This is a genomic window from Actinoplanes sp. HUAS TT8 (assembly GCF_051380535.1).
In the GTDB taxonomy this organism is placed as follows: domain Bacteria; phylum Actinomycetota; class Actinomycetes; order Mycobacteriales; family Micromonosporaceae; genus Actinoplanes.
Map to the genome: position 1 here is coordinate 8,116,608 of NZ_CP195646.1, position 21,857 is coordinate 8,138,464.

A 21,857-nucleotide genomic window follows, 5' to 3' on the forward strand; every position below is an offset into this window, starting at 1 on the left:
AGCACGACAGAGGTGGCGGCATGAGTCTGTTGATCACCAACATCGGTGAGCTGTTCACCAACGACGCGCATGCGCGGGAGCTGCCGCGCGACGCCGCGGTGGTCGTGGACGGCGAGACGATCGCCTGGGTCGGCCCGGCCGCCGAGGCGCCGGCCGCCGACGAGCGGATCGACGCGGGCGGGGCGGCCGTGCTGCCCGGCTTCGTGGACAGTCACGCGCACCTGATGTTCGCCGGGGACCGGGCCGCCGAGTTCGGCGCGAGGATGGCCGGCGAGCCCTACACCGGGGGCGGCATCCGGACCACGGTCGGGGCCACCCGCGCGGCGAGCGACGACGAGCTGCGCGGCAACGCGCGACGACTGGTCGGCGAGGCGCTGCGGCAGGGCACGACCACGATCGAGATCAAGTCCGGGTACGGCCTGAACGTCGCCGACGAGGCCCGATCCCTGCGGCTCGCGGCCGAACTGACCAGCGAGACCACATTCCTCGGGGCGCACGTCGTCCCGGCCGAGTTCCGGGACCGGCCGGACGAATACGTCAGCCTGATCTGCGGGCCGATGCTGGCCCTGGCCGCGCCGCACGCCAAGTGGGTGGACGCGTTCGTCGAGCGCGGCGCGTTCGACGAGGACCAGGCCCGGGTGATCCTGACGGCCGGGCGGGAGATGGGCCTGGGCGTGCGAGTGCACGGCAACCAGCTCGGCCCCGGCCCGGGCGTTCAGCTGGCGGTCGAACTGGACGCGGCCAGCGTGGACCACTGCACCCACCTGAGCGATGCGGATGTGGACGCGCTCGCCTCGTCGAAGGTCGACTGCATGTGCCACGACGGGTGGGACCGGACCGTGGCCACACTGCTGCCGGGTGCGGAGTTCTCGACCCGCTCGCCCTATCCGGACGCGCGGCGGCTCCTCGACGCCGGGGCGCTGGTCGCGCTGGCGACGGACTGCAACCCCGGGTCGTCCTACACCTCGTCGATGTCCTTCTGCATCGCCCTCGCGGTCCGCGAGATGCGGATGACGCCGGCCGAGGCCGTCCGGGCGGCGACGCTGGGCGGGGCCCGGGCGTTGCGCCGCGACGACATCGGCGTGATCCGGCCCGGCGCCCGCGCCGACCTGCTGATCCTGGACGCGCCGTCGCACCTGCACCTCGCCTACCGCCCCGGGGTCCCCCTGATCCGCACCGTGATTCACCGCGGCCGCCCCCTCGACCCCACCGCCACCCCGGCCGGCGCCCTCGCCTCGGCCGGCGCCGGTGTCCCGACCAGCGCCGCCGTCCCGACCAACGCTGCCACCTCGGCCGGCGCTGCTACCGGCTCCGGGTCCATCACATCCACACCTTCCGGCCGCTCTTCAGATGCCGCCACCACCACGCACGACGGAGTGCCGCAATGACCGTGATCGTTCAGCCCACCGGGATCGAGCCCGCCGACGTCCTCGCCGTCGCGCGGGACAACGCCAAGGTCGAGCTCGCCCCCGCCGCCGTCGAGGCGATGGCGACCAGCCGCGCCATCGTGGACGGCATCGAAGCCTCCGGCCGGCCCGTCTACGGCGTCTCGACCGGTTTCGGCGCGCTCGCCAACACGCCGATCGAACCGGAGCGCCGAGCCGAGCTGCAGCACGCCCTGATCCGCTCGCACGCCGCCGGCATCGGCGCGCCCATGCCGCGCGAGGTCGTCCGCGCGATGATGCTGCTGCGGGTCCGCTCGCTGGCGATGGGTCGCTCCGGTGTTCGGCCGGTGCTCGCGCAGGGCCTGGTCGACCTGCTCAATCACGAGATCACCCCGTGGGTGCCGGAGCACGGCTCGCTGGGCGCCTCGGGTGACCTGGCGCCGCTCGCCCACTGCGCGATCGTGCTGCTCGGCGAGGGTTGGGTGATCGGCAAGGACGGCGCCCGGATCTCGGCTTCCGAGGCCCTGCGCTCGGCCGGCCTGGAACCGCTGGAGCTGGCCGCCAAGGAGGGGCTGGCGCTGATCAACGGCACCGACGGGATGCTCGGCATGCTGCTGCTGTCCATCGCGGACGCGGCGCACCTGTTCACCATGGCCGACGTGACCGCGGCGCTGGCCACCGAGGCGATGCTCGGCTCGGAACGCCCGTTCCTGCCCGAGCTGCACACGATCCGGCCGCACCCGGGGCAGGCGGCTTCGGCCGCCAACATCCACCGGCTGTTGCAGGACTCGGCGATCATGGACTCGCACCGGGACGACCTGGCGCACGCGGTGCAGGACGCATACTCCATCCGGTGTGCGCCGCAGGTGGCCGGGGCGGCGCGGGACACCCTCGATTTCGTTCGCCTGACCGCCTCCCGCGAGCTCGTCTCGGTCGTCGACAACCCCGTGGTGCTGCCGGACGGCCGGGTCGAGTCGACCGGCAACTTCCACGGCGCCCCGCTCGGTTTCGCCGCCGACTTCCTGGCGATCGCCGCGGCCGAGGTCGGTGCGATCGCCGAGCGCCGGGTCGACCGCCTGCTGGACGTGACCCGCAGCCGTGACCTGCCGCCCTTCCTCTCCCCCGACGCCGGGGTGAACTCGGGCCTGATGATCGCCCAGTACACCGCGGCCGGCATCGTCGCCGAGAACCGTCGCCTGGCCGGCCCGGCCTCGGTCGACTCGCTGCCGACCAGCGGCATGCAGGAGGACCACGTCTCGATGGGGTGGGCGGCCACCAAGAAGCTCCGCACCGTCCTGGACAACCTCACCAGCATCCTCGCCGTCGAGCTGCTCTCCGCCGTCCGTGGCCTGCAGCTGCGCGCCCCGATGACCCCGTCCCCGGCCGGTCGGGCCGCGATCGCCGCGGTCGAGCCCTTCGCCGGCCGACCGGGCCCGGACCTGTTCCTGGCCCCGGTCCTGGAGCAGACCCGCGCCGTGATCGCCGGCCCCGAACTGCGCACCTCGATCGAGAACGCCACCGAACCCCTCCTCTGAACGCATCCCGACCGGCCCTAGGCTTCCGGCCCCGCCTGGATTTCCGGCCGCGCTCGGGCTTCCGGCCGTGCCCGGGGAGATGCGACATCCGTCTCCCCGGGCACGGCCACGGCATATCTCCGCACCTCCGGGGCCGCCCGCAGGACAACTAGCACGGTGCCGACGGTGAGCAGGCCCCCGAGTCCGATGGTCAGGCGCGGGCCGATCAGCGCACCGATCGCGCCGTGCAGCAGGCTGCCCAGCTGCGGACCGCCGAACAGCACGACGGTCAGGGCGCCCTGGATCCGCCCGCGCATGACGTCGTCGGTATAGGCCTGCGAGATCGCGTTGCGGAACGTGCTCAGCACGAAGTTGACCGCGCCGCCCGCGACCAGCACCGCCAGTGCCACCCAGAGCCGGCTCGTCAGGCTGAACGCCACGATCGTCACGCCCCAGGCGATCGCCGCACCGGCCATCAGCACGCCGTGCCGGCGGGCCCGGGTGAACGACGAGGAGCCGAGCCCGGCCAGCACCACTCCGGCCGGATAGGCCGCGTACAGCAACCCGATCGACGACTCGCCGAACACCCGATGGGCCAGCTCGGGGAAGAGCGCCGACGGCATCCCGAACACCATCGCGGCCAGGTCGACGGTCAGGACGGCGACAAGCAGCCGGTGACCCGCCAGATAGCGGAACCCGGCCAGGACCTGCCGCACCACACCCTGGGTGGTGGCGGCGGCCGGCCCAGGCGGCAAGGGCGGCAGGCGATGGACCGCGGCGAGGACCACGAACAGGGCCAGCGCGTCGCAGAGATAGAGAGTGGACAGGCCGGCCAGCGGGATCAGCAGACCGGCCACGGTCGGCCCGAGGATCCAGCCCAGATAGCGGACCAGGGAGTTCAGACTGTTGGCCGCGGGCAGCAACTCGGCCGGGACCAGCCGGGGCAGGACCGCGCCGGAGGTGGCGCTGGTCGCGCCCATGGTCAGCCCCTGACCGGCCACCAGCAGCAGGAGCACCGGCAGCGGGGCGCCGCCGAGCGCGGCCTGGGCCCACAGGGCCAGATGGACCACGGCCAGCCCGGACTGGGCGGCCAGCAGCACCCGCCGCCGGTCATGGGTATCCGCGATCGCGCCGGTCCCGAGCGCGGCGACGGCCAGGGCCACGAAGGACACCACCGCGGCGGCGCCGATCGTGGCCGAGGAGCCGGTCGACGCATACAGCTGGACCGGCACCGCGACGGCGCTGAACGAGCCGCCCACCGCGGACACCAGAGAGGCCACCCACATCCGGCGAAACGCCGGAACCGCGAGTGGCCTCCGATCGATCATGAATGAGGCCATGAATCGATGCTGAACTCTGCCCCAAGGGCCGAGTCAAGCCCGCACATTCCCAAGGTCGAACCCGGCCGAACTCAGCCCCGGGGGCCGACCCGGGCCCCTCCGAAAAAGGGCTCAGGGAATCAACGCGGCAGTTCCTTGGCGATCACCTTGGCCAGCTCCCGGAACGCCTTCCCCCGGTGGCTGATCGCATCCTTCTCGGCCGGGCTCAGCTCGGCATTGGTGCGCTCCTGCCCGTCCCCCACGAAGATCGGGTCATAGCCGAAGCCCCCCTCCCCCCGCCGGGACCGCAACAGCCGCCCGCTCTGCCGCTCCTCGACCAGATGCTCCCGCCCGTTCGGCAGGACCAGCGCCGCGGCGCACACGAAGGCCCCGCCCCGATGCTCGTCGCCCACGTCACCGATCTGAGCCAGCACCAGGTCCAGGTTGGCCGCGTCGTCCCCGTGCCCACCGGACCAGCGGGCGCTGAACACCCCGGGCATCCCGTTGAGCGCGTTGACCGCCAGCCCGGAGTCGTCGGCCACGGTCGGCAGCCCGGTCCGTTTGGCGCCCTCACGGGCTTTGATCAGCGCGTTCTCACCGAAGGTGAGCCCGGTCTCGGGCACGTCCGGGTACCCGGGGAAGTCCCCGAGCCCGACCAGCTGGATCTGGCTCATCCCGAGCGCCGCGTCGAGGATGCGCTGCAGCTCGACAAGCTTCTTCTGGTTCGCGGTGGCGAGCAGCAGGCGCGCGCTCACGCGGTGAGGGCCTTCTGCTGCGCGATGGCCAGCTCGGCGCAACCGGCCAGGCCGAGGTCGAGCATCGCGTCCAGCTGGGCGCGTTTGAACACGCCGTTCTCCCCGGTGCCCTGCACTTCGACGAAGTCGCCGCCGCCGGTGCAGACCACGTTCATGTCGACCTCGGCGGCGACATCCTCCTCGTACGGAAGGTCGAGTCGCGCCTCCCCGTCGATGATCCCGACGCTTACCGCCTGGATGGAGGTGTGCAGCACCTTGTCGACCTTGCCGGCCAGCGCCTTGCGCCCGGCCAGCCAGGTGACGGCGTCGTGCAGCGCCACGTAGGCGCCGGTGATCGCCGCGGTCCGGGTGCCGCCGTCGGCCTGGAGCACGTCGCAGTCGAGGACGATCGAGTTCTCCCCGAGCGCCTTGAGGTCGATGCAGGCCCGCAGGCTGCGCCCGATCAGGCGGGAGATCTCCTGCGTGCGCCCGCCGACCTTGCCCTTGACGCTCTCGCGGTCACCTCGGGTGTTGGTGGCGCGGGGCAGCATCGCATACTCCGCGGTGAGCCAGCCGAGGCCGGATCCCTTGCGCCATCGCGGCACCCCCTCGGTGACGCTGGCGGTGCAGAGCACTCGCGTATTGCCGAACTCCACCAGCACCGACCCCTCGGGGTGGATGCTCCAATGCCGGGTCAGGGTCACCGGCCGCAGCTGGTCGGCCGCTCGGCCGTCGGGTCGCGCCATGACCCCAACCCTATGCGTAGCGGGGTGCGTCCGCTTCGTCCGCCCCGGGCTCGCGGGCCGGAGGTGTCACCAAACGGGGTCGTGGCACTGCCGGGCGGATCAGCGCGGGCACCACTTCTGCCCCGTGCGCGTGCAGGAATCCCTCGACGGCGCGGGGCCATCCGAACCGTTCGGCGCGGGCCCGGGCCATGGCCCGCCACTCGTCGCGGGGGCGCTGGAGCAGCTGGGAGATCGCGTCGGCGAACGCCTCGGCGGTGCCCGGAACCGCTATTCCGGCCTCGCCGATCACCTCGGGCAGCGCGCTCTGCTCGTCCACCACGACGGGGGTGCCGCAGGCCAGCGCCTCCAGCGCGGAGAGACCGAACGTCTCCACCGGGCCCGGCGCGACCACGACGTCGGCCGAGGCCAGCAGCGCGGCGAGAGCTTTGCGATCGGCGATGTGACCGGCGAATCGTACGGGCAGCCGCGCCGCCCGATAGGCCAGGGCCGCCCGCCGAGTGCCGTCCCCGGCCACCACGAGCACGGCCGGCACCTTGCCGTTGCGCAGCACCGCTACCGTGTCCACGGCCAGCTCGGGCCGCTTGGCCGCGGAGAGCCGGCTGGCGAAGACCATGAGCAGTTCTTCCGGCCGGGCGTAACGGGAGCGCACGGCGATGTCCATCCGCTGGGGGTGGAACATGTCCAGGTCGACGCCGAGCGGCACCTCGACCAGGTTCGGCACGCCCAGGCGGCGGAACTCGGCGGCGGCGAACGCCGTGGTGCAGACGATCGTGTCGAACGCTTCGGCGGTGCGCCGGTTCAGCCGGTCGGCCATGGCGTCGCGTTTCGGCATGCCCCAGACGCCGAGCAGGCCGGCCAGGCTCTCGTGGGAGACCATCATCGACCGGACGCCGCGCCGCCGGGCCCAGTGGCCGGTCCAGCGCAGCGTGGTGCGGTCGGAGACCTCGATCCGGTCCGGTTCGAGGCTGTCCAGCAGCTTGATCAGCTCGCGCCGGCCAGCCAGCACCCGGTGGCCGCCGGTGCGCGGGATCGGAGCGCTCGGCAGGGTGATCACCCGGCCCTGCCCGGTCTGCTGGTCGTCGAACTTGCGACCGGGGATGATCAGGACCGCCTCGTGCCCGGCCGCCTGATAGCCCTTACCCAGCTCGCGCAGCGTCGTCCGCAGGCCGCCGGTATGGGCCGTGACGAAGTTGGCCAGGCGAACTATGCGCATCCAACAACTCCAAGGTCACGACACGTGGTGCACCGGTGTTAGCCGATCCCACCCCCGTACCGGCTCAGAGATCGTATCTGGCACCCGGGCGGACGACTTCGACCGGTCCCGCGTAAGCGGCGCCGGCCGCCTCGACGATAGCCGCCTCACTGGCCCAGGCCGGAACGAGATGCGTCAACAGAAGCCGGGCGACATCCGCCTTGGTGGCCGCCTCGCCCGCCTCGCCGCCGGTCATGTGCAGGTCGGGCGGGTTCTCCACGCCGTCCATGTAGCTCGCCTCACAGAGGAACAGATCGGCGCCGGCGGCCAGGCGCAGCAGCGCCTCGCAGGGCGCCGTGTCGGCCGAGTAGGCGATGGCCCGTCCGTTGTGCTCGACCCGCACCCCGTACGTCTCCACGGGGTGGTTGACCCGATCGACGGTGACCGTCAGCGGCCCGATCGGGAACGTGCCCGGCTGCAGGCCGTAGAACGTGTACACGTCGTCCACCGGCTCGCCCTCGGCGCTGTAGGCGGCCGCGATGCGCTCGGCCGCGCCCAGCGGCGCGTAGACCGGCAGCGGCGCGAGCGGCCCGGCCGGGTCGTAGCGCCGCACCACCACGTACGTACACGCGTCGAGCATGTGGTCGCAGTGCAGGTGGGTGAGCAGGATCGCATCGACGGAACGCATGTCCGAATACCGCTGGAGGGCGGACAGCGAACCGGATCCGAAGTCGATCAGCAGCCGGAATCCTTCGGCTTCCACGAGATAGGCCGAACAAGCCGACTCGGGGCCGGGGAAACTGCCGGCACAACCGAGAACGGTTAGTCGCATGCGGGTCCCTCTGACTCACACTGGGTCGGCCACTGGGTCGGCCCCTTTTTATGGGTCGTCCACGCCCCGCCCGACCGGTCCGCGCTGGACTTGTCAGACCAGTCAATCACGGAGCGAAGCGTACGCGCTGACCACTGCCTGACGTAAACAACTGATCGATTTGTCGCTAAATCGACAACGCACATCACAGCCGCTGTGACCTGGGTCGTCACATTTCCACCGTCACGTCCGGTAAGCCCTCTGCGTTGCTCTGGGTGAGGGTGTGAAAACGATCTGATGGAGGCGACGTGACCGCGGTCGAGCCGACCCGCATCTCCCGCAGCGCGGTACCCGAAATCATGCCCTTCGAACCCTCTTGGGATGAAGATCCTGCGGTTTTTCGATTTCCCACCGAAGATGATCCGGCACCGGGCTCGACGCGGGTCCTGGCGATGGCGGGCTATTCCGCGATGCTCGGTCTGACCGGTGTCGGGGTGGGGCTTTACGCCATCGTGGCGATGCTGCGCGGGGCGCCCGGCTGGTACCTGCCCGCGCTCGCGATGCTGACCATGTTCAGCGTGGGGCTGGCGGTCGGCGCGTTCCTCGCCGTCCACCAGCGCGCCCTGCCGTGGATCCTGCTGGCCGCAGCCGCGCCGCCGATGGTCGGGGCGCTGCTGCTGGCCGGGAGTTACTGAGCCGTCAGGCCCAGAGCTGGCCTTCGAGGGCCTCTTCGGCGTCGTTCAGCGTGCCGCCGTAGGCGCCGGTGGACAGGTACTTCCAGCCGCCGTCGGCGATGACGAACGCCACATCCGCGCGCCGTCCGGCCTTGACCGCCTCGTGCGCCACGGCCAGGGCGGCGTGCAGGATCGCGCCGCTGGAGAAGCCGGCGAAGATCCCCTCGACCTCGACCAGCTGCCGGGTCCGCAGCACCGCGTCGCGGGTGCCGACCGAGAAGCGGCGGGTCAGGACACTCGCGTCGTACAGCTCGGGCACGTAGCCCTCGTCGATGTTGCGCAGTCCGTAGACCAGCTCGCCGTAGCGCGGTTCGGCGGCGATGATCTGGATGCCGTCGACCTTCTCCCGCAGGAATCGGCCGGTGCCCATCAGCGTGCCGGTGGTGCCCAGACCGGCCACGAAGTGCGTGATCGTGGGCAGGTCGTGCAGCAACTCGGGACCGGTGGTCTCGAAGTGGGCACGGGCGTTGGCCGGATTCCCGTACTGGAAAAGCATCTTCCAATCGGGATGCTCGGCCGCGATCTGCTTGGCGGTCGCCACCGCCTGGTTGGAACCGCCGGCGGCGGGCGAGAAGATGATCTCGGCGCCATACATCCGCAGCATCTGGGTGCGCTCGGCCGAGACGTTCTCCGGCATCACGCAGACCAGCCGATAACCGCGCAGCTTGGCCACCATGGCCAGGGCGATACCGGTGTTCCCGCTGGTCGGCTCCAGGATCGTGTCGCCCGGGCGCAGGTGCCCGGACTCCTCGGCCTCACGCACCATGTAGAGCGCGGCCCGGTCCTTGATGCTGCCGGTGGGATTGCGATCCTCCAGCTTGGCCCAGAGACGCACCGGTGGTGCCCCCTCGGGCACCACCGGGGACAGGCGGGGCAGACCGACAAGCGGCGTGCCCCCGCACGCGTCCAGCAGGCTCTCGAAACGAGCCATTCAGAAAACCCGCCTTAGGTACGTCTTGAGCGGCGAAAGTTGACGAGCCGGAACCGGCCCGTGCGATTTACCGGCCGAGCAGCGCGGCGGCGGCCGCGAAGCCCAGGGCGCCACCGGCGACGGCCGGGAGGATGGTGATCGAGTCACCGTCGTTCAGCTTCGCGTCGAGCGCACCGAGGAAACGCACGTCCTCGTCGTTGACGTAGATGTTGACGAACCGGTGCAGGCCGCCCTCGGGGGTGATCAGCCGGCCCTTGATGCCGTTGTGCTTGGCGTCCAGGTCGTCGATCAGGGCGGACAGGTTCTCCCCGGCGCCCTCGACGATCTTGGAGCCGCCGGTGTAGTTGCGCAGGATGGTGGGGACGCGGACTTCGATAGCCATGGTTGTCATGCTCCTGATGAGTCGAAATGCGGGCAGGCGGTCGGGAGGTCGGGGTCTAGTGGACCCGGCGACACTCGTAGAAAACCGACTGCGGGCTCTGCCCGAACATGTACGACTGCACGGCACTCACCTTCACGACTTCACCGTCGCATCCACGATGTTGACCTCTTCCTCGGTCACCACACCGTCCACGATACGGAACGAGCGGATCTCCTCGGAATCCGGCTCACGGGTCGAGACGAGCAGATAGTGCGCGCCCGGCTCGCCGGCGAAGGAGATGTCGGTCCGCGACGGGTAGGCCTCGGTCGCGGTGTGCGAGTGGTAGATGACCACCGGCTCCTCGTCCCGGTCGTCCATCTCGCGCCACACCCGCAGGTGCTCCATCGAGTCGAACTCGTAGAACGTCATCGACCGGGCCGCGTTGTCCATCGGGATGTGCCGCGCCGGCACGTCGCTGCCGATCGGCCCGGCGACGACGCCACAGGCCTCGTCGGGGTGATCCCGCCGGGCGTGGTCGACGATCGCACGCACGATCGAACTGTCGATGGTCAGCACGGCGTTCACATTACCGAAGTATTTCGCCACTCCGCGCGTGGCGAGGCACACACTCCGTGCCCCTACTTGATCTCCGGCAGAGCGTTGAGCAGCGACTCCTGGAGGTAGCCGAGGTAGGCGTAGACCGAGAGCTGGAACACCCGGCTGGAGCCCGGATCCTCCAGAACCGCGTCGTCCAGTTCCTCGGCCAGGTCGGTGTCGGCCTGGATGTCGAGCCGGGTGCCCATGGCCAGCCGGGCGTCGTTGATCGCCCGCAGCCAGGCCTCGGCGGCCTCGCCGTCCAGGCGCACCTCGCCCTCGCCCTCGTCGGGCAGCGCCGCGAGGATCGCGCCGGCCTGATCGATCTTGGCGGTCTTGAGGTCACCCTCGGTGTACAGCCGGAACTCACTCGAGTCGTCCGGCCGGTCCGGGTAGATGTCCGGGAAGAGACGGCTCACCACCGGATCGGTGTGATCCATCCCGTCGGTCAGCAGACCCACCACCTCGGCGGCCACTTTCCGCAGGACACGGACCTCATCGTGTGCGAACGTGGCCACACACTGACCGCCGCTGCGTCGGAACATGCTCTTCCCCACCCGCTTTGTCAGGCTCGGTCCACAGTTGCCCAAAGACCGTATCCGTGCAGTTGGTTGGCGTCCATCTCCATGCGCTCCCGGGCGCCGATGGACACCACGGCCTTGCCCTTGGTGTGCACGTCCATCATCAACTTTTCGGCCTTGTCCTTGTTATAGCCGAAGAGCTTCTGGAAGACCCACGTCACGTACGACATGAGATTGACCGGATCGTCCCAGACGATGGTCACCCAAGGCCGGTCCTCGGCCGGGACTTCTTCGATCTCCGGCGTCTCGACGGGAGCAACCTGAGGCAACGCCATGCCCCCATGGTGCCACCGGATCCGCCGGATCTGTGAACCGGAGCACCGAACCGCAGGTCGCGACGCGCTCCGGGGACACGCATTAGGGTAGGCGTCGTGAATACGACCGGCCCGGCTCTGCTGACTGATCACTACGAGCTGACCATGATCAGCGCCGCGCTCAAGGACGGCACCGCCGACCGTCAGTGCGTCTTCGAGGTGTTCGCCCGCAGACTCCCCACCGGCCGCCGGTACGGCGTGGTGGCCGGCACCGACCGGCTGATGGACATGATCGCCGGCTTCCGGTTCGACCCGGCCGAGATCGACTTCCTGCGCTCCTCCGGCGTGGTCGACCAGCCGACCGCCGACTGGCTGGCCGGTTATCGCTTCACCGGCGACATCGAGGGGTACACGGAGGGCGAGCTCTTCTTCCCGGGCTCCCCGATCCTCACCGTGAGCGGCAAGTTCGCCGAGTGCGTGGTGCTCGAGACGCTGATCCTGTCGGTGCTCAACCACGACTGCGCGATCGCCGCCGCCGCCGCGCGGATGGTCACCGCCGCCCGCGGCCGCCCGATCATCGAGATGGGTTCCCGGCGCACCCACGAACACGCCGCCGTCGCCGCCGCCCGCGCGTCGTACCTGGCCGGCTTCGCCTCCACGTCGAACCTCGCGGCCGGCCGGGAGTACGGGATCCCCACCACCGGCACGTCGGCCCACGCGTTCACGCTGCTGCACGACGACGAGCCGACCGCGTTCGGCTCCCAGGTGGCCGCGCTGGGGAAGAACACCACTCTTCTGGTCGACACGTACGACATCGGTCAGGGCATCCGGAACGCGATCGCGGTCGCCGGTCCGGACCTGCGCGCCGTCCGGATCGACTCCGGCGACCTGTCCGTGCTCGCCCAGCACTCCCGGGAACTGCTCGACTCGCTCGGCGCCACCGAGACGAAAATCATCGTCTCGGGCGACATGGACGAGTATTCGATCGCCACCCTCGCCGCCGAGCCGGTCGACATGTACGGCGCCGGCACCGCGGTGGTCACCGGCTCCGGCGCGCCCACCGCCGGGCTGGTCTACAAGCTGGTCGAGGTGGCCGGCCGCCCGGTCGTCAAGCGCTCGGAGAACAAGGCGACCGTCGGCGGCCGCAAGACCGCGGTGCGCCGGCACAAGCCCACCGGGACGGCCACCGAGGAGATCATCGTCTCCCAGGGCGTGCCCGACCACCAGGCCAACGACCGGCTGCTGCAGCGCTCCTACATCGCCGACGGCGAGCCGCAGGCCCGCCCGAGCCTGCAGGAGTCCCGCGATCACCTGCGGCAGTGCCTGATCTCCATCCCGTGGGAGGGCCTCAAGCTCTCCGCGGGTGACCCGGCCATCCCCGTCGTCATCATTCCCACCGCTTAGGGGTTCCCATGTCACGCGCGTTGATCATCGTGGACGTGCAGAACGACTTCTGCGAGGGCGGCTCACTGCCGGTCGCCGGTGGCGCCGCGGTCGCCAAGGGCATCTCGCTCGTCCTCGATCGGGCCGGCGACCGCTGGGATCACGTGGTCGCCACCAAGGACTACCACGTGGATCCGGGCGCCCACTTCAGCGACCACCCGGACTTCGTCGACACCTGGCCGACGCACTGCGTGGTCGGTTCCTCGGGCGCCGACTTCCACCCCGAGCTGATCACCGACCGGGTCGAGGCGATCTTCCACAAGGGCGCCCACCAGGCGGCCTACTCCGGCTTCGAAGGCCGGACCGAGCAGGGCGAAACCCTCGCCGGGTGGCTGCGGGGCAAGGGGGTCACCGACGTCGAGGTCGTGGGCATCGCCACCGACCATTGCGTACGGGCGACCGCGCTCGACGCCGCCGCCGAGGGCTTCGCGACGACGGTCCTGCTGGAGCTCACGGCCGGCGTGGCCCGGGCGACCACCGAGGCCGCCCTCGAACAGTTCCGCGCCGCGTCGGTCGACACCACGGGGGTCCCGGTTGTCGACCCGGCCTGAGCTCGCCGACCGCCCGGCCGCGGTGATCCGGCCGTTCGCCGACCCCGACTGGGCCCAGGTGTGGCCGATCGTCCGCGAGGTGGTGCGGGCCGGGGACACGTACACCTACGACACCTCGATGAGCGAGGCGGACTCACGGGGCCTCTGGGTCGAACGACCCCCGGGGCTCACCGTCGTGGCCGTACAGAATTCTCCGGAAAAGATCTCCGGAACCGCGAAGATGGGGCCGAACAAGGGCGGGCCCGGCGCCCACATCGCCACCGCTAGCTTCATGGTCGACGCCGGGAGCCGCGGCCAGGGTGTCGGTGCCGCCCTGTGCCGCTTCGCGATCGACTGGGCCAAGACCCAGGGGTACGCGGGGATCCAGTTCAACGCGGTCGCCGAGTCGAACACGGCGGCGGTGACCGTCTACCGCCGGCTGGGCTTCGAGATCATCGGGACCGTGCCGCGGGCGTTCGAGCACCCCACGCTCGGGCGGGTCGGCCTGCATGTGATGTACCTGGAGTTCTAGACCGCTTCTGATCCTCGCACCGTCGCGTCATGATCGTTCTTGTCGCGATGCGCCGCTGTCTTGAGGAGGCGAGGAACCATGGGCTTTCTGATCCTGCACGGCTGGCAGAACCGTCGCCCACCCGAGCACTGGCAGCACTGGCTGGCCGGGCAGCTGACCGATCTTGATCATCAGGTCGACTACCCCCAGCTGCCCGACCCGGACGAGCCGGACCTGGAACGGTGGCTGGCCGAGCTGACGACCCGGCTGGACGGCCTCGACGGGCCACGGACCGTGATCGCCCACAGCCTGGGCTGCCTGCTCTGGCTCAACGGGGCCGCCCGCGGCCTGATCACCACCCCGGTCGACCGGGTCCTGCTGGTCGCGCCGCCGTCGATCGCGGTCACCCGGTCCCACCCGGAGATCGCCGCCTTCGCACCGGCCACCCTGATCCCGGCCGAGGTGGCCGCGGCGTCGCGCTACACGCGCCTGGTCGTGTCCGACGACGATCCGTATGCACCGGAGGGCGCCGCCGTCGAGGACTACGGCAAGCCGCTGGCCCTGGACATCGACCTGCTCCGCGGCGGCGCTCATCTCAACCACGAATCGGGGTACGGGCCCTGGCCGGCCGTCCTGACCTGGGCGACCAGCCCGGACCCGTCCCCGCCGATCAGCCTCTGAGCGCGGCCAGAAGCTCGATCTGCCGGGGATCGTCGCCGTAGCAGTAGAAGATCAACTCATCGGCTCCGAACTCCCGGTAGGCCGCGACCGTCTCGGCGATCTCAGCCGGGTCCGTCATCGGCGCACCCCAGCCCGGCCGGCCGGTAAAGGCGTAGTAGTCGGCCACTGCCCGGCTACCGCGCTCGATCGTCTCGGCGCTCCCCACCGCGACGTTGATCTGACCGACCAGGCGGGGGCGGCCGGCCCGGCCCGCTTCATCCCACTGCTCATTGACGGTACGGACGAGTCCAGCGGCCCAGGCCGGCGGCGCCGCGCAGATGAACCCGTCGGCGTACCGCGCGACCCGCCGCAACGCCTCCGGAGCGAACCCCCCGATCAGAATCGGCGGCCCACCCGCGGTGACCGGCCGAGGCCCGATCCCGGCGGTCGCGCCCGCTCCGGCCCCGAGACCCCAGTTCTCCGGCCCCGCGGCACCCGCACGGCCCGCCTCGACCGGATCGGTGGCCGGGTACGGCGAGCCGCCCCAGATTTTCCGCAGGTCGGCCAGCTGGGCGTCGAGGATTCGTCCTCGCTGGTTGAGCGGCACACCGGCGGCCGCGTGATCGTCCTCCCGGCCGCCCACCCCGATTCCGAGGACGAACCGGCCGGACGACATCCGGTCCAGGGTGGCGACCTGCTTGGCCAGCAGCGCCGTGGAACGCAGCGGCCCGAGCAGCACTTCGGTCTGCAGCCGGATCCGCTCGGTGGCTCCGGCCAGCACGGCCAGGGCGGTCAACGGTTCCGGATTGTCGTAGGCGAGCCGGTCCAGCAGGGCCACCGTGGCGAACCCGTCTTCCTCGGCGAGCCGGGCCCATTCCGGCAACCGGGCCGGGTCGTTGATGGGCAGACCAAGGCCGAATTCCATGAACATCTCCTCCGAAAGGCAGGTAGCAACGACTGACGTCGCCACCTCCTCCCCGCTCACGGCGAGGTCCCGCGCCCATCCGCGACATGTATCCGGGGCACAAGGATTCGGAGTTCCCGGCCAACCTACCCGGCCCGCCCCCACCCCCGGCAACCCGATTTCCGGGCCGCCGGGCTGACCACGCCAGGCCACGCCGGGCCGGGCCGGGCCGGGCCGGGCCGGGCTGAGCCGGGACCAAGCGCAGGCCGGGCCGAGGCCAAGCCTGCGCAGTGTCAGCGTCCGGCGGAGGCGGAACCGCCCGCAGACGACAAGCCCGCGCCCACCACGACCGGGGCCACCACCAACTCGTCCTCACGAGCCGACGGCCCGGCCACGGTCAGCTCCGGCCGCGCCTCAGCAGCGACAGCCGGCCCATCGGCGACAGCCGGCTCACCGTCGGCGACAGCGGGCTGGTCCGGAGCGACAGCGGGCTCGCCGGCGTCCTCCACCGGCCGGTCGGACCTGCGGCGGCGCAGTTCGCCGGGGAGGACCAGGAGGGCGACCAGCACGCCCACCGCGCCCACGGCCACGAAGCCCCACTTCGGCCCCAGGTTGTCGATGGCCAGGCCGGCCAGCGGGCCGCCCAGGGCGACGCCGACGGTGAGGGCCGAGTTGTGCAGGCCCATCGCCTCGCCGCGGGCCGCGGCCGGGATCATGTGGCTGATCGCCGAGGAGCTGGCGGTGATCGTCGGTGCGCACAGGGCGCCGGCCGGGATCAGGAGCACGGCCAGCAGCCACCACTGGGAGCCGCCGAGGCCGACCGGGATGGTCAGCAGGGCCATCGGGATGAACAGGGCCAGCACCGGCAGGCCGCGGCGCACCGTCCCGTACGCGAAACCGCCGATCAGGGAGAACAGCGCCCAGAGGGACATCACGAGCCCGCTCCAGCCCAGCTCGCCCGAGGCGCGGAGCACGGCGACCACGGACACGTCGGTGCCGGACAGGACGAGTGTGGCGGCCATCGTGACGGCCAGGATGGCGACGAAGCGGGGCTTGAGCCAGTCGCGCCGGGCGACGCGCTCGCCGGCCGAGACCGGGGCCTCGTGCTCGGCCCGGGTGGGCGGGTTGAGCAGCCACAGGCCGAGACCGCCGAGGAGGATGCCGCCGGCCAGGGTGAGCATGGCGACGCGCGGGCCGGCGTGCTCGTTGGTGGCGATGAGCACGCCGAGGGCCGGGCCGGCCATGAACGACAGCTCGGTGGTCATCGAGTCGAGCGCGAACGCGGGGAGGCGATGCGACTCGGGGGTGAGCGCGGCGATGGACTGCCGGGCCACCGAGAACGCCGGCAGGGCCAGGAAACCGCCGACCACGGCGACCGGGAGCAGCGTCCAATACGGCAGCGCCTGGGCGATCAGCCAGTAGATGACCTCGGCGACGGTGGTCAGCACCAGGACCGGGCGCAGCCCGCGCCGGTCGATCAGCCGGCCCATCACCGGGGCACCGAACGAGCCGCCGATGGTGGCCGCGGCGCCGACCAGGCCGGCCGCCCCATACCCCCGATCGAGGTCGGTGACGACGTGCAGGGTGAGCACCACAGCGGCGGCCGCGATGGGGATGCGGGCCAGCGTGGCGACCACCAGCAGGGACGTGACCTTGGGCAGCGCGAGGGTTTCCCGGTAAGGCTTGAGCAACATGACGATCCTGACCTCCGCCCGCGATCCTCCCCCAGGGGTACGACAGAAACCAACGGCTTTAGCGCAGCTCACGTCCCCGAGCGCGGATCCGGCGAGATATGCCCGAAACAACCGGGTAACGAAAGTGGCCCCGCTCTCCACGTGGGAGAGCGGGGCCACCGCCGTACGAAAAATCAGTCTTTGATGTCTTCCTGGTACGAAGCGCCACCGTCGGACTCGTGGGTGAGCGGACGGGCCCCACCCTCCGGCGGACCGGCGATCGTGTGCTCACCGGCGGCAAGCTCCGGGAACTTCAGGTCGAAGGCGGGACGCTCGGAGCGGATCCGCGGCATCCGGTCGAAGTTGCGCAGCGGCGGCGGGGACGTGGTGGCCCACTCCAGCGAGTTGCCGTAACCCCACGGGTCGTCGGCGACCGCGATCCGGCCGACCTTGTACGACTTCCAGATGTTGTAGAGGAACGGCAGCGTGGCCAGGCCCAGGATGAACGAGCCGATCGTGGAGATCGTGTTCAGCGTGGTGAAGCCGTCGCTGGGCAGGTAGTCGGCGTAGCGCCGCGGCATGCCCTTGGTGCCCAGCCAGTGCTGCACCAGGAACGTGGTGTGGAAGCCGATGAAGGTCAGCCAGAAGTGGATCTTCGCGAGGCGCTCGTCGAGGAACCGGCCGAACATCTTCGGGAACCAGAAGTAGATGCCGGAGAAGACCGCGAACACGATCGTGCCGAAGAGCACGTAGTGGAAGTGCGCGATCACGAAGTACGAGTCCGACACGTGGAAGTCGATCGGCGGGGCGGCCAGCAGAACGCCGGAGAGACCACCGAAGAGGAACGTCACCAGGAAGCCGATCGCGAAGAGCATCGGTGGCTCGAAGCTGATCTGGCCGCGCCACATCGTGCCGATCCACACGAAGAACTTCATGCCGGTCGGGACCGCGATCAGGAAGCTCAGGAAGCTGAAGAACGGCAGCAGCACCTGGCCGGTGACGAACATGTGGTGCGCCCAGACCGACATGGACAGTGCGCCGATCAGCAGCGTCGCCGCGACCAGGCCCTTGTAGCCGAAGACGGGCTTGCGGCTGAAGACCGGGATGACCTCGGTGATGATGCCGAAGAACGGCAGGGCGATGATGTACACCTCTGGATGTCCGAAGAACCAGAAGAGGTGCTGCCAGAGCATCGGGCCGCCGGTCTCCACGTCGAAGACGTGCGCACCGAGCACCCGGTCGGCCGCCAGCGCGAACAGCGCGGCCGCCAGGAACGGGAAGACCATCACCGCGAGCAGCGCCGTGACCAGCATGTTCCAGGTCATGATGGGCATCCGGAACATGGTCATGCCGGGCGCGCGCAGGGTCAGGATCGTGGTGATCAGGTTCACCGAGCCGAGGATCGTGCCCAGACCCGAGATCGCCAGGCCGACCACCCACATGTTGCCGCCGACGCCCGGCGAGTGAAGCGAGTCACTCAGCGGGGTGTAGGCGAACCAGCCGAAGTCCGCGGCACCGCCGGGGGTCAGGAACCCGCCGATGGTGATCAGACCGCCGAACAGGTACAGCCAGTAGGCGAAGGCGTTCAGCCGGGGGAAGGACACATCCGGCGCACCGATCTGGATCGGTACGACGTAGTTGCCGAACGCGAACACGATGGGTGTCGCGAAGAACAGCAGCATGATCGTGCCGTGCATGGTGAACAGCTGGTTGAACTGTTCCGGCGAGAGGATCTGCATCCCCGGCCGGGCCAGCTCGGCGCGCATCAGCAAGGCCATGAGGCCGCCGAGAAGGAAGAACACGAAGGCGGTGACCATATACATGATCCCGATCTGCTTCGCGTCCGTCGTGCGCAGGACCCGGGCGAATGCCGAGCCCCTGACCGTCCGTCGAACCGGATACGGACGGGTCGCGATCGGCGACGGCGCAACGGTCGTCACGAATTGCCTCCGTTGTCTCGTTCGTCCCACTCAGCACGCCAATGATCAGGCGTACCTCGCTGGCAGAATAGTCCCCCACCGACCTCCGGCCTTCGGGGGGTGACCAAAGGGCCACCCAGGACGAACTCAGTCCCAGAACAGTTCGCGCGGAAGGTGGGTCGATCGCAGACAGTCGTCACCGGCCACCAACGCCAGACGGAAACGGCCCGTCCGCAGCAGACGATCGAAAAGCCCTTCCGCGTACGGCACCAGGGGCCCCTCGGTGTACGAGAGCTCCAGCTCGAACGGGTAGGTGAGGTCCGGCTCGTGACCCGTCGCCCGCACCCGCAGCCAGGCGTGACCCGAGAGGTCACCGCCCTCGAAGAGGTCACTGGCCGGGCGGTCCACGAGCTCGTACCCGAGCAGCGGTGCGAGCTCTCGCGCCAGCTCGGCCGGTCCGATCCCCGGCTCGGTCACACCGATGTAGATGGAGACGTCCAAACCCATGGCGTGCATCACATCACAGGCGAGATCCGCTCTCAGACCGGCGTGACCAGGCCCTTGTAGTGGTCGGTGAAGATCCGCAGGCCGCGGCGGCGCAGCATCGGGTCGCGCAGCGACGGCGGCACGTCCCGGGCCCGGTCCCGCTCGCGGGTGCGGTCGCGCACCTCGGCGCAGCGGGGCCGGCGACGTTCCTCATACGCCCGGAGGGCGGCCGGGATGTCCCCCTCGCCCCCGCGCAGCTCCTGGCCCAGCACCCAGCCGTCCTCGAAGGACATCGCCGCACCCTGGGCCAATGTCGGCGCGGTGGCGTGGGCCGCGTCGCCGACCAGCACGACCGGGCCGCGCGACCAGGACGGCATGACCACCTCGTCGGTGCGGGCGACCGACACCTTCTCGATCCGCTCCAGGATCGCCGGGACCGGGCCGGCGAACGCCCCGAAGACCTCGCGGAGCCGCTCGCGCGGGTCGGCCGGGTCCGGAGTCTCCGGCGCGGTCTCGTCGGCGTAGCAGTAGATCTTGCGGCCGCCCATCGGCATGGCGACGAACTGCGCCCGCCGGCCCAGCACGGCGGTCCAGTCGGTGAGCGGCGGGCCGCCGGAGACGACCGCGCGGTAGACGATCTGGCCGGTCGGGGTGGCCGGGCCACCCAGACCGATCTTCTCCCGGATGGTCGAGCGGCGGCCGTCGGCGCCGACGACCAGGTCGTATTCCGCGATGGCGCCGGACGAGAACTCGACCTTGGCCGCGCCCTCGATGATCTGCACGTCGCGGACCTCGGTCTCATACCGCACCTCGCCGCCGACCCCGGTGAGCAGCACCTGCTGCAGGTCGGAGCGGGACAGCGCGCGGGACTCGCCGACGCCGGCCCAGAGGGCGGCGACGTCCATCTCGAACAACCCGCGGCCGCGCGTGTCGAGGAACACCTGCCGGAAGATCAGGTCGCCGAGCGGGCGCAGGGGCACGTCCAGGCCGAGCAGGCGCAGCGCGCGGGAGGCGTTACCGGGGAGATAGATGCCGGCGCCGGGGCTCATCGTGGCGGGCAGGGCCTCCACCACATCCGGTCGGAAGCCGGCGACTCGCAGGCCTCGGGCCGCGGCCAGACCGGCAATGCCGGCGCCCACCACGAGGATGCGCAAGGTCATCGGCCAACGCCTTCCTGTCGATGGATACGCGTCGGAGCCAGAACACTACCGCCTGCCACGGTCTCGGGAAAGCCACGATCAACACCGAGTCCGATTTGTACAGGCCCCTGGGCACCTGACCACATCGAAGTCACACCAGCGGGCGAATCCACGGTCGCGAACGCGCGACCGGCCCGAGCAAGAGCAACGGCCCGGCGTGCACGGATCACCCGGCGCGGCAACAGTTCCATCCCCGTCATGGGGAGAACCCAACCATCGGGGTACGACAATTCCGGGGCCGCCGGGCGACCGGCAGAATCGGGAGCATGCCGGATCGTCTGGACGAGTACCGCCGCAAGCGGGACCCCGCCCGCACCCCCGAGCCGGTCCCGGCGGACCGGCCGGCTCCGACCGGGTCGCAGCGGTTCGTGATCCAGCAGCACCACGCGCGCAGCCTCCACTGGGACGTCCGGCTGGAGCGCGACGGCGTGCTCGTCTCGTTCGCCGTCCCGCGCGGCCTGCCCCGCGATCAGGCCCGCAACAACCTGGCCAAACACACCGAGGACCATCCGCTCGAATATCTCGACTTCGCCGGCGAGATCCCGGCCGGGGAGTACGGCGGCGGCCGGATGACGATCTTCGACCGGGGCACGTACGAGACCGGCAAGTGGCGCCCCGACGAGATCAGCGTCACCTTTCACGGCGATCGCACGAAGGGGCGTTACGTCTTCTTCCAGACCGGCGGCGCCGACTGGATGGTGCGGCGGATGGATCCGCCCGAGCCCGGCTGGGAGTCGATGCCGGACGACCTGCGGCCGATGCTGGCCACCCGCGCCGCCGGACTGCCGGCCGACGACGCCGACTGGGGTTACGAGATGCGCTGGGCCGGGCGGCGCTGTCTCGCGTACGTGTCGGGCGGCCGGGTGCGTCTCAGCGGGGCCGGCGGCGAGGACTTGACCGCGACGTTCCCGGAGGTCCGGGCCCTGGGTCCGGCCCTGGCGCCGGTCGAGGCGATCTTCGACGGCGAGGTGGTGGCGTTCGACGGCACCCGGCCCGACCCGGATCGGCTGGCCCGGCGGGCCACCGCGAAGAACCCGAAACGGTCGGCCGAGGAAGATCCGGTGCAATTTCTTCTGTACGACCTTCTGTGGCTGGACGGTCACACCACGACCGAACTGCTCCGGTACGCCGAGCGCCGCGAGCTGCTGGACGGCCTCGCGCCGGCCGGGGAACACTGGCAGACCCCGCCGTTCTTCCCCGGCGGCGGGCAGTTCGCCCTGGACGCGGCCCGTTCGCAGGGCTTGTCCGGCGTGGTGGCGAAGCGGATGGATTCGCCCTACCTGCCCGGCCGGGCGAGCCGGCTCTGGCGGGAGATCACGGTGATCTGAGGGGCACCCCGGTTACGTACCCCGGGGCGGCGGTACCGAAGATGCAAC

21 protein-coding genes and 2 pseudogenes are annotated in these 21,857 nt (G+C 70.7%); 8 read left to right on the top strand and 15 right to left on the bottom strand.

Translation table 11 applies throughout. From position 1 onward, the window contains the following. Positions 1-20: 20 nt before the first annotated feature. Both hutI and hutH read left to right on the top strand, forming a co-directional pair. Positions 21-1,199 (top strand): annotated as a pseudogene (gene hutI / locus ACSHV8_RS35950) (imidazolonepropionase); the annotation flags it as partial. A gap of 185 nt (positions 1,200-1,384) precedes the next feature. Beyond that, a complete protein-coding gene (hutH, locus tag ACSHV8_RS35955) occupies positions 1,385-2,920 on the top strand; it encodes a histidine ammonia-lyase (RefSeq protein ID WP_436523227.1) in 1,536 nt (511 codons plus the stop codon). A gap of 17 nt (positions 2,921-2,937) precedes the next feature. Here hutH and ACSHV8_RS35960 read toward each other — a convergent pair whose 3' ends face one another. The 5 genes from ACSHV8_RS35960 to ACSHV8_RS35980 form a co-directional block, all read right to left on the bottom strand. After that, a complete protein-coding gene (locus ACSHV8_RS35960; RefSeq protein ID WP_436523229.1) occupies positions 2,938-4,239 on the bottom strand; it encodes an MFS transporter in 1,302 nt (433 codons plus the stop codon). A 119-nt stretch (positions 4,240-4,358) separates the two neighbouring features. Then, entirely contained in the window at positions 4,359-4,973 is a 615-nt protein-coding gene (gene rdgB / locus ACSHV8_RS35965) for an RdgB/HAM1 family non-canonical purine NTP pyrophosphatase (RefSeq protein WP_436523231.1), read from the bottom strand. After that, positions 4,970-5,698: a ribonuclease PH gene (gene rph / locus ACSHV8_RS35970; protein WP_436523233.1), complete on the bottom strand. Its 729-nt coding sequence runs from the start codon at positions 5,696-5,698 to the stop codon at positions 4,970-4,972. The genes rdgB and rph overlap by 4 nt, the downstream gene beginning before the upstream one ends. A 10-nt stretch (positions 5,699-5,708) precedes the next feature. Next, positions 5,709-6,911: a glycosyltransferase gene (locus ACSHV8_RS35975; RefSeq protein ID WP_436523235.1), complete on the bottom strand. Its 1,203-nt coding sequence runs from the start codon at positions 6,909-6,911 to the stop codon at positions 5,709-5,711. A gap of 64 nt (positions 6,912-6,975) precedes the next feature. Next, complete coding sequence (locus ACSHV8_RS35980; protein WP_436523237.1) at positions 6,976-7,722, bottom strand: MBL fold metallo-hydrolase; 747 nt, start codon at positions 7,720-7,722, stop codon at positions 6,976-6,978. Between the two features lie 287 nt (positions 7,723-8,009). Between ACSHV8_RS35980 and ACSHV8_RS35985 the strand changes: the two genes are divergently transcribed. Beyond that, entirely contained in the window at positions 8,010-8,396 is a 387-nt protein-coding gene (locus tag ACSHV8_RS35985) for a hypothetical protein (RefSeq protein ID WP_436523239.1), read from the top strand. Positions 8,397-8,400: 4 nt separating this feature from the next. On the opposite strand, the gene ACSHV8_RS35990 is transcribed toward ACSHV8_RS35985, so the two are convergent. The 5 genes and pseudogenes from ACSHV8_RS35990 to clpS form a co-directional block, all read right to left on the bottom strand. Beyond that, on the bottom strand, positions 8,401-9,366 hold the full coding sequence (locus ACSHV8_RS35990) for a PLP-dependent cysteine synthase family protein (RefSeq protein ID WP_436523241.1): 966 nt from the start codon (positions 9,364-9,366) through the stop codon (positions 8,401-8,403). Between the two features lie 67 nt (positions 9,367-9,433). Continuing rightward, positions 9,434-9,748, bottom strand: a complete 315-nt coding sequence (locus tag ACSHV8_RS35995; RefSeq protein WP_436523243.1) for a MoaD family protein — start codon at positions 9,746-9,748, stop codon at positions 9,434-9,436. Between the two features lie 55 nt (positions 9,749-9,803). Further along, a pseudogene (locus tag ACSHV8_RS36000) lies at positions 9,804-10,303 on the bottom strand (Mov34/MPN/PAD-1 family protein). A 62-nt stretch (positions 10,304-10,365) separates the two neighbouring features. Then, entirely contained in the window at positions 10,366-10,866 is a 501-nt protein-coding gene (locus tag ACSHV8_RS36005; protein WP_436523245.1) for a DUF2017 domain-containing protein, read from the bottom strand. A gap of 20 nt (positions 10,867-10,886) precedes the next feature. Then, entirely contained in the window at positions 10,887-11,177 is a 291-nt protein-coding gene (gene clpS, locus ACSHV8_RS36010; RefSeq protein ID WP_436523247.1) for an ATP-dependent Clp protease adapter ClpS, read from the bottom strand. A gap of 96 nt (positions 11,178-11,273) precedes the next feature. Here clpS and ACSHV8_RS36015 point away from each other — a divergent pair, with 96 nt between their 5' ends. The 4 genes from ACSHV8_RS36015 (at position 11,274) to ACSHV8_RS36030 (ending at position 14,321) form a co-directional block, all read left to right on the top strand. Further along, positions 11,274-12,560: a nicotinate phosphoribosyltransferase gene (locus ACSHV8_RS36015; RefSeq protein WP_436523249.1), complete on the top strand. Its 1,287-nt coding sequence runs from the start codon at positions 11,274-11,276 to the stop codon at positions 12,558-12,560. A gap of 8 nt (positions 12,561-12,568) precedes the next feature. Further along, the gene (locus ACSHV8_RS36020) at positions 12,569-13,150 is read left to right on the top strand and encodes an isochorismatase family protein (RefSeq protein WP_436523251.1); all 582 of its coding nucleotides are present in this window, start codon (positions 12,569-12,571) and stop codon (positions 13,148-13,150) included. After that, the gene (locus ACSHV8_RS36025) at positions 13,134-13,661 is read left to right on the top strand and encodes an N-acetyltransferase family protein (RefSeq protein WP_436523253.1); all 528 of its coding nucleotides are present in this window, start codon (positions 13,134-13,136) and stop codon (positions 13,659-13,661) included. The genes ACSHV8_RS36020 and ACSHV8_RS36025 overlap by 17 nt, the downstream gene beginning before the upstream one ends. 78 nt (positions 13,662-13,739) lie before the next feature. Then, positions 13,740-14,321 (top strand): RBBP9/YdeN family alpha/beta hydrolase, encoded by a 582-nt coding sequence (locus ACSHV8_RS36030; protein ID WP_436523255.1) that lies wholly within the window; start codon positions 13,740-13,742, stop codon positions 14,319-14,321. Here ACSHV8_RS36030 and ACSHV8_RS36035 read toward each other — a convergent pair. From ACSHV8_RS36035 to ACSHV8_RS36055, 5 genes are all read right to left on the bottom strand, one after another. After that, complete coding sequence (locus ACSHV8_RS36035; protein ID WP_436523257.1) at positions 14,311-15,225, bottom strand: LLM class flavin-dependent oxidoreductase; 915 nt, start codon at positions 15,223-15,225, stop codon at positions 14,311-14,313. The genes ACSHV8_RS36030 and ACSHV8_RS36035 overlap by 11 nt on opposite strands. Positions 15,226-15,497: 272 nt before the next feature. Further along, positions 15,498-16,898: an MFS transporter gene (locus ACSHV8_RS36040; protein WP_436523259.1), complete on the bottom strand. Its 1,401-nt coding sequence runs from the start codon at positions 16,896-16,898 to the stop codon at positions 15,498-15,500. A gap of 173 nt (positions 16,899-17,071) precedes the next feature. Further along, on the bottom strand, positions 17,072-18,817 hold the full coding sequence (gene ctaD / locus ACSHV8_RS36045) for an aa3-type cytochrome oxidase subunit I (protein ID WP_436523261.1): 1,746 nt from the start codon (positions 18,815-18,817) through the stop codon (positions 17,072-17,074). A 126-nt stretch (positions 18,818-18,943) separates the two neighbouring features. Next, on the bottom strand, positions 18,944-19,303 hold the full coding sequence (locus ACSHV8_RS36050; RefSeq protein WP_436523263.1) for a hypothetical protein: 360 nt from the start codon (positions 19,301-19,303) through the stop codon (positions 18,944-18,946). Between the two features lie 32 nt (positions 19,304-19,335). Then, the gene (locus ACSHV8_RS36055) at positions 19,336-20,442 is read right to left on the bottom strand and encodes an FAD-dependent monooxygenase (RefSeq protein ID WP_436523265.1); all 1,107 of its coding nucleotides are present in this window, start codon (positions 20,440-20,442) and stop codon (positions 19,336-19,338) included. A 305-nt stretch (positions 20,443-20,747) separates the two neighbouring features. On the opposite strand from ACSHV8_RS36055, the gene ACSHV8_RS36060 reads away from it, so the two are divergent. Beyond that, a complete protein-coding gene (locus ACSHV8_RS36060; RefSeq protein ID WP_436523267.1) occupies positions 20,748-21,809 on the top strand; it encodes a DNA polymerase ligase N-terminal domain-containing protein in 1,062 nt (353 codons plus the stop codon). Positions 21,810-21,857: the final 48 nt, after the last annotated feature.